The following is a 12,208-nucleotide window of genomic DNA, read 5'->3' as shown; positions in this document are numbered from 1 at the left end:
ACTTTACGGTAGCTGGATTGGCTTTGCGGCCGTGATGGTTGTTGAATTGCTGATTGTGGGGATGATTCGTGGCGCATCTTTCTCGAATAACCCATCAAAGGCCTTCGGCCTTTTGATGGCCTTTGCTGCCGTTCAAGGATTGACTCTTGGTTTGTTGTTAGCTATCTATACAGGGGCTTCTGTCTTGGCTGCCTTTGCTTCAACAGCCGCATTGTTCGGTGGAATGGCTGCCTATGGTTTCTTTTCAAAGCGGTCAATGGCTTCATTGCGTCCAATTCTTTTCGGTTCATTAATCGGAATTATTGTGGCATCGGTCTTCAATATGTTTGCTGGCTCATCAACCATGCACTTGATTATTTCAATCGCGACTGTGATTGTCTTTGCCTTGTACACGGCCTATGATAATAACACCTTACGCCAGGCTTACACACAATTGTCAGCTAACGGTGCCGGCGAAACAGAAACAACTGGTCTTGCTGTGACTGGCGCTTTGATGCTTTACCTTGATTTCATGAACATTTTCTACGCTTTGATCCAAATTTTCGGCGATAACCGAAATTAAGATGTCAGAAAAACTAACATTGCTCGCTTAGGCGGGCTTTTTTTGTGCTAAACTACAAACAAGTTATATAAGGACGAACCAATGACTGAAAAACTACTACTAATCGACGGGAATTCGCTGGCATTTCGGGCTTTCTACGCCATGTACCAGCAACTAGACCGAATGGTCACGCCGGAGGGATTACACACGAATGCCTTAGTGGCATTTAACAACTTTTTAGAATCAATCGTATTACCAATGCAACCAAGTCTCGCTGTGGTTGCCTGGGATGCCCGGTCAGGGAAAGAAACCTTCCGTGGTGACCTCTATCCCGAATACAAGAGTGGTCGTGATAAGACACCTGCTGAATTTAAAGAACAATTCCCATACTTGCGGGAAATGGTTTTAGCCCATGGTCTACACAACTACGAACAAATCGGTTTAGAGGCAGATGACATTATCGGAACTTTGTCACGGCAGGGAGCCGCTGCGGGTTATGAGGTGGTTATCATCACTGGGGACCAAGATTTAACCCAGCTAGCAACCGATGATATTACGGTTAAGATTACTAAAAAAGGTGTAACTCAGATTGAGAAGTACACCCCAGCTTACATCATGGAAAAGTTTGGCTTAACGCCAGACCAAATCATTGATAAAAAAGCCTTAATGGGTGATACTTCTGATAATTATCCGGGTGTGACTAAGGTTGGTGAGAAGACAGCTTTGAAGTTGTTGATCGAGTACCATGACTTAGATAACTTGTATGCTCACGTTGATGAGATGAAAAAGTCCAAGATGAAGGAAAACTTGATTGCGGATAAGGAGGCGGCCTATCGGGCACAGAAGTTAGCAACAATCTTAACGGATGCAGACGTTGAAGTTGGTTTAACTGACTTAGCTTATGATGGTCCTAGAACTGAAGACTTGGTCGGGCTCTTTGAAAGCTTGCACTTCAAGCAGGCCTTAGCAAGGCTACGAGCTCACCAAATTGTCGACCAAGATGACACACCGGTTGAAACAGCCTTGCAGCACCAGGCTGACTTCCAGGTTGTTAAAGAGCTAGACAATGAAGCTTTGGCTACCTTGGCTAAGGTTTCAGACTTTGCCTTGCAAATCGATACGGATTCCGATAATTACCATACAGCTGACTTTTTGTCCTTTGCCATCGGTAATGACGAGGTTGGCTACTTTGCCAGTCGCGACTTCACCTGGTTTGAAGATGACCGCTTGCGGGCCTTGCTTGAAAATCAAGACCAGCAAGTTCGACTCTTTAACGCCAAAGAACACTGGGTCTTATTGAACCGATTAGGCGTCAAGTTGGCCGGGGTTGATTTTGATTTTATGCTCGTGGCTTATCTTTTAGACACAGTTGGTAATGACAACGTCTTGTCAACTTTGGCTACTCGTTATGACCGGTACTTGGAGTCGGATGATGATTTCTATGGTAAGGGTGCTAAGTTTGCTGTCCCAAGTGACGACCACGCGGTTTATAACCACTTGGGACATAAGGCAGAAGTTGTTTACGCTTTGCGTGACCAAGCCTTCTCTGACTTAGCCGACCACCAGCAAAGTCATCTCTACCACGACATCGAGTTACCGTTGTCATTTGTCTTAGCCGAGATGGAGGCCCAGGGCTTCGCCTTGGACCAAGACCGGTTAGCTAAGATGGGCCAGGAATTAGATGAAAAAATTGCTCAGCTGAAAGAAGATATTTATCGCTTAGCTGGGGAAGAATTTAACATCAATTCTACTAAGCAATTAGGGGTCTTACTCTTCGAGAAGATGGGCTTGCCAGTCATCAAAAAGACCAAGACCGGTTATTCAACCGCCGTCGAAGTTTTGGAGGAATTGGCACCGCAGGCACCGATTGTGAGTCACATCTTGGAATACCGGCAACTTGCTAAAATCAAATCAACCTATGTAGATGGTTTGTTGGCGGTGGTTGACCAAGCGGACCAAAAGATTCACACGCGGTTCTTGCAAACGCTAACGCAAACCGGTCGTTTGTCTTCCGTTGATCCCAACCTGCAAAACATCCCGATGCGGACAGAGGAAGGGCGGAAAATTCGCCATGCCTTTGTTCCGAGTCAATCCGGTTGGTTAATCTTCGGTGCCGATTACTCGCAGATTGAATTGCGAGTCTTGGCAGCCGTGACAGGTGACCCCAACATGAAGCGGACCTTCATGGACGACGATGATATTCACGCTGAAACTGCTCGAGCCGTCTTTGGATTGAAAGATGACGAGCCAGTTGATGCTAACCATCGTCGGACTGCTAAGGCCGTTAACTTCGGGATTGTTTACGGTATTTCAGACTTTGGTCTTGCCAAGAACCTTGGCATCTCACGAACGGAAGCTAAGACCTTCATTGAGACGTACTTCCGTGAGTTCCCCAACATCCAAACCTGGATGAACCAGGTTAAAGACCAGGCTCACAAGGATGGATTTGTTGAGACAATTGAGCACCGCCGTCGCTACTTACCCGAAATTAATTCAAAGAACTTTAACCGGCGATCTTTTGCTGAACGAACAGCAATGAACTCACCGATTCAAGGTTCTGCCGCTGATATTATCAAGATTGCAATGATCAAAGTTGCCCAGGCATTGAAAGATCAAAACCTTCAAACAAAGATGCTCTTACAGGTCCACGATGAATTGGTCTTTGAATGCCCCCAAGAGGAGTTAGAACAAGTTCAAAAATTAGTCACGTCTGTGATGGATTCCGCTGTTACTTTGTCAGTGCCGTTGAAGGTTGAAGACCATTCCGGTCCAACCTGGTACGAAGCCAAGTAACTCTTACCGCTTCCCGCTGGAAAGGAGTACCAATGTCAAGTTCAGAATTGCAACGTAACCGAGCCGTTTTGCCGATGTCAACCGTCCGAGAGCTAACGCTTTTAACCGACCGGCAGATTCGGTACTACGAACAACATGAACTGATAACGCCCCAGCGGGGTAAGGGTGGTCAACGCCGTTTTTCCTTAAACGATATTGACCGACTCCTCCAAATTAAAGACTACTTAGACGCCGGTGATTCAACGGCAGATATTAAAGAGCTTTTTGCTAAGGCAGAACGGAAGCACCAGAGTCAGCTCGATTCTGAAAACTCGCTCCGCCGGTCATTGCAAGATGAATTCGCGCAGATTGCCCGCTTTAACCAACATTAATTTAATTGATTATCCGTTTTAATTTTATGTAGAAAAGCTTGGTCACAGAGAGCCTGTGGCCAAGAAAATATGAACCCATACGCAGCCAGTAAAGGAGTTTCTAATGGCAAAACCTTCTTACACTAAAGCAGATATTAAGCAAATCGTTTCAGACGAACAAGTAGAATTCATTCGCGTGACTTTTACGGACGTCTTGGGAACAATTAAGAATGTTGAAGTGCCAGTTTCACAACTAGACAAAGTTCTTGATAACGATTTGATGTTCGACGGTTCTTCAATCGAAGGATTCGTCCGCATCAACGAGTCAGATATGTACTTGTACCCTGACTTGTCAACCTTCATGATTTTCCCATGGGCTACAGATGCTCATGGTGGTAAGGTGGCTCGTTTGATTGCCGATGTTTATTCAAAGGATCGGACACCATTTAAGGGTGACCCCCGGATTGCATTGAAAGATGCAGTTGCTCGTGCTGAAAAAGAAGGATTTACAGCCTTTAACGTTGGAACTGAACCAGAATTTTTCTTGTTCAAGTTGGACGAAAAGGGTGCGCCAACCATGGAATTGAACGACCATGGAAACTACTTTGATTTGGAACCACTTGATAACGGTGAAAATGTTCGTCGTGAAATCGTCTTAACTTTGGAAAAGATGGGCTTTGAAGTCGAAGCTGCTCACCACGAAGTTGCAGCCGGTCAACATGAAGTTGACTTCAAGTATTCTGATGCCGTTGATATGGCTGATAAAATTCAGACATTCAAGTTGGTTGTGAAGACCATTGCCCGTCAAAACGGCTACTATGCAACCTTCATGCCAAAGCCAGTGGCTGGTATTAACGGTTCTGGAATGCACACCAACATGTCACTCTTCACCAAGGATGGCAACGCCTTTGATGGTGGCGGTAGTGATGAAGATGAAAACTTGGGCTTGTCAGAAACAGCCTTGCACTTCTTGGGTGGGGTTTTGAAGCATGCTCCAGCCTTGACAGCTTTGGCTAACCCAACGGTTAACTCATACAAGCGTTTGACTCCTGGTTTTGAAGCCCCAGTTTATGTTGCTTGGTCAGCCTCAAACCGTTCACCAATGGTTCGAGTACCAGCATCACGTGGTTTGGCAACTCGTTTGGAATTGCGGTCAGTTGACCCAACAACCAACCCTTATACGATGTTAGCTGCCATCTTGTCAGCCGGTTTGGATGGAATCGACAACAAGTTGGAACCATCTGCAGCCGTTGATAAGAACATCTACTTAATGGATGAAAATGAACGTAAGCGTGCTGGTATCGTGAACTTGCCTGATACTTTGTTGGCTGCTTTGGAAGAATTGGCCACTGATGAAGTCGTGATTGATGCCATCGGTACTCACATTACTGATAAGTTCTTGGAAGCAAAGAGAATTGAGTATACATCATACCGTCAATTTGTTTCTGAATGGGAATTGGATAACTATTTCTTGAACTACTAAAATGAATTAACAAAAACCGACGAAAGTCGGTTTTTTGTTTGCTCTCGGTTCCTTAGATTTTGTATAATATAGAAGCGAACATTTGTTCTGTTAGATGGCCGAAAATAGCAATAAATAGGGAAGGCAAGCAATGATAAAATTTATCCACGCCGGTGATGTCCATCTCGGCAACCCCTTCACCGGATTAAGCCAAAACTTAAATTCGGACTTTCAAAATAAAATTCAAGAAGCGACCTACCAAGCCTTAGACCATTTGGTCGAGACAGCGATTGACCAAGATGTCGATCTCGTCTTATTTCCTGGTGATCTTTTCCACGGTAGTGATAATTCAGCCCTAATCCAAGACCGTCTTAACCAAGTCTTGCGGCGACTTGACCAGGCTGAAATTTGGGTGGCTGTTTCCTTTGGGAACCATGATTTTAGTCAAAGCTCTTTGGCTCATCCACTCTGGCCTGACCATGTTTTGGTATTCGGTGAAGCAGTGGAAACTAAGACTGTCACATTAAAAAATGGTCAAAAGGTCGCTTTGACCGGATTTTCTTATGGTGACCGACAACATAATCATTCAGAGTTGTCCGAATTTCCCTACAAGGACCAAACGGTCGATTATCACCTTGGTCTTTATCATGGAGTGGTTGGTCAAGATGGTGAAGCCTATGCCGCTTTTAATTTGAATGAGATGGTGGCTAAGGGCTATGACTATTGGGCTCTGGGACATATCCACCAACGAGAAATTCTCCATGAAAATCCTGTGATTGCTTACTCAGGAAATATTCAAGGATTGAACCGCACCGAAGCCGGTGTCAAGGGCTTCTACTTGGTTTCTGACACAGAGGGTTTGGAACTCAAACCGGAGTTTTATCCGGCAGGGCCCGTCCTTTGGCAAAGCATTCGAATTGCCAACTGTCCAGACTTTGCCACTCTCCAAGATATTTTGACCGACCACCACTTCAATCAGCCAACCTTGTTAACGATACAATTAACCGAGACCGTTGGTGAAGAATTACTGGCAAACGATGAAGCCGGCCTTTTGGTCGAAAAGTTGCAGGGGCAACGTGCTTCTCAAGCTCAATATTGGCCAATTCGAGTCGAAATCAAAGCCGACCAAAAAGACCACGGTCCGAACCTGCCATTACCGGCTGGTGTTGATTTTCATGAAATTATTAATCAGGTCGTGCAACCGGGAGTAGTTGGTGAATGGCTATCGGACCAGGCTCCTGCCTTTGTCCGTGATTATTTTTATTCCGAAGTCGGACAGGCCGACTTGGCCGACCGTTTAGCCAAAATATTAGCAAGGGGAAACGACCATGAAGATTAAGGCAATTGAAATCACCGGCTTTGGCCGTTGGACGAATGTCACGATTGATAATTTAGCCGAGTGGCAGGTGATTTATGGTGAAAATGAAGCTGGTAAATCAACGTTAAAAGACTTTATTCTTGGTATCTTTTTTGGTTTTAAGACCCGTGCCAGTCAAAACTATGAGCCCCGGTCTGGGGCGCAATACGGTGGGGCACTCGTGGTGACGGTTCACGGCCAAGATTATCGAATCAGCCGAAAGGGGCGGACACAATCGGTTTTAACTGTCACTAAGGTTGGTATGGAATCCTTAGAGCTAGATGGCGAACGCTTTTTAAAACAGATTTTTGGATCCTTGAACCGTGTTGATTACGAGCAAATTTTTGCCTTTAATGAGCATGATTTAAGCTTAGTTGGCCAAATTACCGGACCCGACCTCGAGAAACAATTGCTAGCCTACACTAAGCCCCAGGCATCGAAGTGGTTGGCTTGGGCCGATGACCATCAAAGTACTGCAGTCCAGCTTTTTTCCAAGCAAAAGAACGGGAAACGGCCTCTGAACCAAGCTAGCCAACAGTACTTGGACTTAAAGAAAAGTCACCAAGACCAAGCGGGCGCGTTGTCCGATTATTTGACAGCCGGTTTGGAAGAAACTGATTTGATTGACAAAATTAAAGCCAAAGAAGGCGAACTTGAGAGTTTGAACAAGAAGTACCAAAATCTGGATCAGGCTAATCGAACTTGGCCTTTATACCAAGAGGGTTTGACGCTGCAAAAAGAGTTAAATGGTTTTGCCAAGGACCACCCGCAAGTTAAGGTGATTAGCCCGGCTGACCAAAAGCAAATGAAGGAATTGGGTCTGGAATTAGACTGGCTGAACCAACAACTAGGGCAAATCCAACATCCAGAACCAAGCCAGTCCTTTATTAATTCAGGGTCCATTGATGAAAACCAACAAGAGACTTTGCGGACAATGGCCAATCAATTGGCGACCTTGGAAGATAATCAACAGCAAAGCGACCGTCGTAACCAGCAGTTAAGCCAGTTTCAAAATTTCTTTACTGGCAGCATTCCGCGTCCGCTCAGTTCGAGTGACTCGCAGGCATTAACTGGTAAAAATTACTGGCTGTGGGTCACACTAGCTGGCCTAGTCGGGACGCTTTTGGCCGTGGTGGCCTCTTTGGGACTGGTAACTCAAGGGATTTTCTTGCTAGTGACGGTCGCCAGTGGATTCTTAGCTAACCGTCACCACCAACAGGGGCAAGCAATTTTAAAAGACTACGCCCCGCTAGACCCAGCAGCGATTATTAAGGCTCAGGGACATGTCCAAAGAGCCGCTCAAGTTCAGGACGAATTAGCGAATTTAACCCGCCACCAAGAACAATTGGTTCAAGACTTAGTTTCGAGTTTAGTACGTTTCGATGGTCAATTTAGAGGGCGATTTACTGATCCGAGTCTAGTTGATAGTCAAGCGGTTCAAGACCTCGTTCATCAAGTCTTAGAGGGTCAAAATCAAGACATTCATCAGCAACTTGATAATGAGCTAGCCAAGAATCAGCGAATGCAACAAGAGCGGGAATTATTGCAGCAAAAGACTCAGGTACAAAGCGTCATTCAAAACCTCTTAGGTCAAAATGGTCTGACTTCTTTGGCAGACCTTGATCAAGCAGTCGCTGGTCAAGACCAACAAGGACAACAAATTCAACGGTTGGCCGATTTAAAAGAACGAATTGGTTCAGATTTATGGGAACTACTAAGCCACTACCGCAATCAAGCAAACCTTCAGGTTGATTTGGCTCAGGTTAGAGATAAGATTGAAGCCGGACAGCTAACGGTTAAGGGCTACCGAGACCAAATCCAACGATTACGCGTTTCGAAAGCCAGTTTGGTATCGGCTGACCAGTATCAATCCCTTGGTCAGCAGTTAGCCAACCAAGAAGCGGACTTGAAGGGAGGCTTTGGCCAGTACCTGGCCGAAACATTAGTAGTTGAAATGGTTAAGCGGGCTTTGATTGGTCAAGAAGAAGACCTCAGCGACCAGGTGCAAGAAGTTGCTAGTCAATATTTCTCTCGGTTAACTGGCGGTCGGTACCACAAGATGGCCATCAACCAAAAAAAGGTGGAGGTCATTGGCCAAGACGGTGAAAGCTTCTTGTTAGCTGAACTATCAACGGGTGCACGAGACCAAGCCTATTTGGCAGTTCGCTTAGCTTTGGTGGCTAGTTTGAAATTGGGTGAAGATTTACCACTCTTAATTGACGATGGTTTTGTTAATTTTGATGATCGACGTCAGGCCGAAGTGCTATCCTTGTTACAGGACCTAACGGCGACCCACCAAATTCTTTTTTGGACATTCAACCGCCACCTAGTAACGGACAAGCAGATTAATTTAGGAGAAATTCATGGCTAAATTATTATTACAATACCAAGATAATGATGCAGTTGACGCTTTTGCTTTGTTGAAAAAGGCAGAAGTTAGACAAACGAAGACAGGCAAGGACTTTTTATCGTTGACCTTTGCAGACCGGTCGGGGGATCTTCCTGGTAATTTATGGGATGTCAGCCAAGATGATATTAAAAACTTTACTGCCGGTACGGTTGTGAAGGTGACTGGAACCAGGGGAGCCTTTAAGGGCAATCCGCAATTACAAATTGCGAAGATGCGCTTACCTGAAGCGGGTGAACCTAGTGATGCGGCCGACTTTGTTAAAAGTGCCCCGGTCAAAAAGGCTGACTTGGAAGAGGAATTAACAGATACGCTCTTTAAAATTACTCAGCCAACTTGGAACCGCTTGGTTCGCCACTTATTTAAGCAGTATCAGGCAGAATTTTTAGAATTCCCAGCAGCCAAGGCGAACCATCATGCTTTTGCCCGTGGTTTGGCCTTTCACAGTCTCTCAATCGCTCGCTTAGCCGACCGAGTTAGTGATTTGTATCCCCAGTTAAACAAAAGTTTATTATTGGCGGGAGCATTATTGCATGACTTGGGTAAGGTGATTGAGCTGTCGGGACCGACGGCAACTGAATACACCACGGCTGGTAAGTTAATTGGTCACATTACCTTAGTGGATGAACAATTGGTCTTGGCCGCCCGTGACCTGGGCCTTAATTTGCAACGGGAAGATGTTTTGCTTCTTCGCCATGTTGTCTTAGCTCATCACGGCCTTTTGGAATATGGATCACCTGTGCGGCCCCAGGTGATGGAAGCTGAAATTTTACACCAGTTGGATGAAATGGATGCTTCGATGCAAATGATGACGGGGGCCATGGAACAAACGGCGCCCGGTGGCTGGTCAAAGCGGGTCTTCCCCTTGGATAACCGGTCATTTTATAAGCCAGAAAGTGCTCAACAGCCATCGACTGCTGATGATGACCTAGCTTCACTGGACCAAATTGATCCCGGAACTTTATTTTAAGAATATAAAAAGCCGACTTCATATTAGAAGTCGGCTTTTATTGTGGCACGATTTACTTAGTTAACACCGGCTGTTAAGTATGCTGCCAGAGCATTCTTCAAGTCAGAGTCTTTAATCGTTACATCGTTCTTACGCAAGAGCTTACCGATAATCTTTTGGATAGCCGTCTGGTTGTTTGAATCGTTGATAAAGTCGTTCGTTAACTTATCCTTCAACTTTTGTTCAACCTTGCTTTGAGCTGGCTTATCAATCATCTTGTCAGTTCGAACAACATAGTAGTTTGAACCTGAGCTGGCCTTAACTGGGTCAGTTGAGTATGAACCAACTGATTGGTTAAAGGCAGCCTTACGGATTTCAGTATCAACTGTGGTGTTTGTTGAATCAAAGGCAGGAAGTTGACCACTCTTATTAGCTTGTGAGTTCTTTGATGAATATTGCTTGTAGACGTCATCCCATGAAGTACCGTTGTTCAAAGCATCGATAGCTTGTTGGGCTGTGTCTTGGTCCTTGGCAGTGATTAATGAAATCGTTGTGTCAGGAACGTAGTTGTTATAAGCATCAGATAACTTACTTTTTGAAATCGTGTAGTTAGCCTTCACAGCGGCATTCATAACCAACTTTTCACGAAGTGAAGTCTTGTATTGGCTTTCAGTCATACCTGACTGTGTCAACATTGAAGCAAATGAATCCCCGTATTGGGCCTTAGCAGTCGTGAAAGCGTTGTTCACGTCTGACTTGGAAACTTGTTTACCATATTGCTTTTCGAAAACCTTATCAATCACCATCTGAGCAAAGACTTGCTTACCAGCTGAAGTTGACTTGACTTGGTTGTAGTACTCTTCTTTGGTGATCTTACCAGCATCAGTCGTAACCAACGTCTTGGTTGTTGTTAACCCAAGAAAAGTTACCCCACCAATAAAGACGAGGGCGATTAAACCCCACATAATTTTGCGGAACATATTAATCCATTTCCTTCCAATTTAAAATAATCATATCGTTAGCTATTCTACCATAGATTTAGCTGTGCGACTGACTTCCTGCCATCTTTTTCTGAACAACCTTAATTCGGTCGAGATGAACTTGGTTTTGATATTGGATGCTTTTAGCATGGCGGGTTAGGTCGGCAATATCTTGCTTATTTGCAGCGAGAGACCGTTGTAAGACGGCTAATTCCGTTTGAGCTTGACGGCCAAGTTGGACAACCCGCTTAGCTGTTTTAAAGCTTTCTTTGATTTTGTTGAGAAACATCAAATCACCCCAATTCTTGTTGAATTTTTTGGGCCAGGTCTTCGTACTGGTCTTCAGTATAGCTATCTGAGTTATCGATAGTTGGCGCCAAGGCAGCGTTCAAACCATCATCATCGCGCCGGGGAATTAAATGCCAGTGGGAATGGATGACCGTTTGGCCGGCAGACGGTCCGTTATTGGAAGAAATATTAATACCAGTGATTGTTGGGTCAGAGGCCCGGATTGCACGTGCAAGGGAGGGCAACTTGAGCAAAACTTTTTGGGCTGTTTCGTCATCGTAGGCAAAAATATCATCAACATGCTTTTTTGGCACTAAGAGGGTGTGCCCGGGTGTCACCTGTGAGATATCCAAGAAGGCGAGTAAATCGTCGTCTTCATAAACCTTATAAGCTGGAATCTCACCTGCAATAATTTTGTCAAAGATGTCGGCCATAGTGTTCTCCTTTTTTCTGCTTTACATTTATTCCTATTATAGCAAAAATATTGGCAAAACAACCGCCTGCCATGCGAACCTGGTATAATAATGGTTATGGGATTAACAATAACAAATTTATATGGTGGCTATGCTGGCCAAGATGTTTTGAAGGACTTATCATTAACCGTTCCGGATGGACAAATTGTGGCTTTGATTGGCTTGAATGGTGCTGGTAAATCAACAACAATCAAGCATATCATTGGTCAACGTCCGGTTCATACTGGTCAAATCATGTTGAATGATGTTTCTTTAACGGCTAATCCAAGTGAGTTTAAGCAACAGTTGGCCTACATACCTGAACAACCAATTCTCTATGCTGAATTGACCTTAGGTGAGCACCTGCATTTGATGCTTGCAAGCCATGGTTTAGATGACAGTCAACACTGGCAAAAGGCCCAGGACCTGTTGAAGACTTTCCGGTTGGAAGATAAGTTGCATTGGTTGCCGCAAAACTTTTCAAAAGGGATGCAACAAAAGGTGATGTTGGTCGCTGCCTTCGCTCTGGAAGCACCATTAATGGTAATTGATGAGCCTTTCTTAGGCTTGGATGTTTTGGCTCAACGCGACTTGGTGTCCTTGATGCAAGAACGGGCTAACGAAGGTGG

General features: G+C 44.9%; 11 protein-coding genes. 8 read left to right on the top strand and 3 right to left on the bottom strand.

Annotation, left to right across the window (positions count from 1 at the left end; translation table 11 throughout):
• The 7 genes from AOQ29_RS07205 to AOQ29_RS07175 form a co-directional block, all read left to right on the top strand.
• On the top strand, nt 1-562 hold a 562-nt coding region (locus tag AOQ29_RS07205), incomplete at its 5' end, for a Bax inhibitor-1/YccA family protein (RefSeq protein ID WP_083989413.1).
• 81 nt (nt 563-643) lie between these two features.
• Entirely contained in the window at nt 644-3,334 is a 2,691-nt protein-coding gene (gene polA / locus AOQ29_RS07200; RefSeq protein ID WP_061993802.1) for a DNA polymerase I, read from the top strand.
• Nucleotides 3,335-3,366: 32 nt separating this feature from the next.
• Complete coding sequence (locus AOQ29_RS07195; protein WP_061993801.1) at nt 3,367-3,705, top strand: MerR family transcriptional regulator; 339 nt, start codon at nt 3,367-3,369, stop codon at nt 3,703-3,705.
• 103 nt (nt 3,706-3,808) lie between these two features.
• Nucleotides 3,809-5,167, top strand: coding sequence for a type I glutamate--ammonia ligase (gene glnA, locus AOQ29_RS07190; protein WP_061993800.1), 1,359 nt, complete (start codon nt 3,809-3,811; stop codon nt 5,165-5,167).
• A 130-nt stretch (nt 5,168-5,297) separates the two neighbouring features.
• Nucleotides 5,298-6,485 carry a metallophosphoesterase family protein gene (locus AOQ29_RS07185; RefSeq protein ID WP_061993799.1) on the top strand — a complete coding sequence of 396 codons (1,188 nt, stop codon included), beginning with the start codon at nt 5,298-5,300 and terminating at the stop codon, nt 6,483-6,485.
• Nucleotides 6,475-8,874: an ATP-binding protein gene (locus AOQ29_RS07180; protein ID WP_061993798.1), complete on the top strand. Its 2,400-nt coding sequence runs from the start codon at nt 6,475-6,477 to the stop codon at nt 8,872-8,874. Before AOQ29_RS07185 ends, AOQ29_RS07180 begins: the two co-directional genes overlap by 11 nt.
• Entirely contained in the window at nt 8,867-9,880 is a 1,014-nt protein-coding gene (locus tag AOQ29_RS07175; protein WP_061993797.1) for a 3'-5' exoribonuclease YhaM family protein, read from the top strand. The genes AOQ29_RS07180 and AOQ29_RS07175 overlap by 8 nt, the downstream gene beginning before the upstream one ends.
• 56 nt (nt 9,881-9,936) lie before the next feature.
• Here the strand turns inward: AOQ29_RS07175 and AOQ29_RS07170 are convergent, their stop codons facing one another.
• From AOQ29_RS07170 to AOQ29_RS07160, 3 genes are read right to left on the bottom strand one after another with little or no spacing between them, the layout of a single operon-like run.
• Nucleotides 9,937-10,839 carry a peptidyl-prolyl cis-trans isomerase gene (locus tag AOQ29_RS07170; protein ID WP_061993796.1) on the bottom strand — a complete coding sequence of 301 codons (903 nt, stop codon included), beginning with the start codon at nt 10,837-10,839 and terminating at the stop codon, nt 9,937-9,939.
• A gap of 58 nt (nt 10,840-10,897) precedes the next feature.
• Nucleotides 10,898-11,128, bottom strand: coding sequence for a hypothetical protein (locus tag AOQ29_RS07165; RefSeq protein ID WP_061993795.1), 231 nt, complete (start codon nt 11,126-11,128; stop codon nt 10,898-10,900).
• A 4-nt stretch (nt 11,129-11,132) separates the two neighbouring features.
• Entirely contained in the window at nt 11,133-11,561 is a 429-nt protein-coding gene (locus AOQ29_RS07160) for an HIT family protein (RefSeq protein ID WP_061993794.1), read from the bottom strand.
• Nucleotides 11,562-11,657: 96 nt separating this feature from the next.
• On the opposite strand from AOQ29_RS07160, the gene AOQ29_RS07155 reads away from it, so the two are divergent.
• The coding region (locus AOQ29_RS07155) for an ABC transporter ATP-binding protein (protein WP_242977434.1) at nt 11,658-12,208 on the top strand (551 nt) is incomplete at its 3' end.

It is taken from the genome of Fructobacillus ficulneus (genome assembly GCF_001047075.2).
GTDB lineage: Bacteria > Bacillota > Bacilli > Lactobacillales > Lactobacillaceae > Fructobacillus > Fructobacillus ficulneus.
The sequence above is the reverse complement of the archived record's forward strand: the minus strand, read 5'-3'. Positions and strand labels throughout refer to the sequence as shown.

Coding starts and splice junctions, on each gene's coding strand:
- AOQ29_RS07180 (WP_061993798.1), top strand. CDS start 6,475: ATGAAGATTAAGGCAATTGAAATCACCGGCTTTGGCCGTTGGACGAAT.
- AOQ29_RS07195 (WP_061993801.1), top strand. CDS start 3,367: ATGTCAAGTTCAGAATTGCAACGTAACCGAGCCGTTTTGCCGATGTCA.
- AOQ29_RS07160 (WP_061993794.1), bottom strand. CDS start 11,561: ATGGCCGACATCTTTGACAAAATTATTGCAGGTGAGATTCCAGCTTAT.
- AOQ29_RS07185 (WP_061993799.1), top strand. CDS start 5,298: ATGATAAAATTTATCCACGCCGGTGATGTCCATCTCGGCAACCCCTTC.
- polA (WP_061993802.1), top strand. CDS start 644: ATGACTGAAAAACTACTACTAATCGACGGGAATTCGCTGGCATTTCGG.
- glnA (WP_061993800.1), top strand. CDS start 3,809: ATGGCAAAACCTTCTTACACTAAAGCAGATATTAAGCAAATCGTTTCA.
- AOQ29_RS07170 (WP_061993796.1), bottom strand. CDS start 10,839: ATGTTCCGCAAAATTATGTGGGGTTTAATCGCCCTCGTCTTTATTGGT.
- AOQ29_RS07165 (WP_061993795.1), bottom strand. CDS start 11,128: ATGTTTCTCAACAAAATCAAAGAAAGCTTTAAAACAGCTAAGCGGGTT.
- AOQ29_RS07175 (WP_061993797.1), top strand. CDS start 8,867: ATGGCTAAATTATTATTACAATACCAAGATAATGATGCAGTTGACGCT.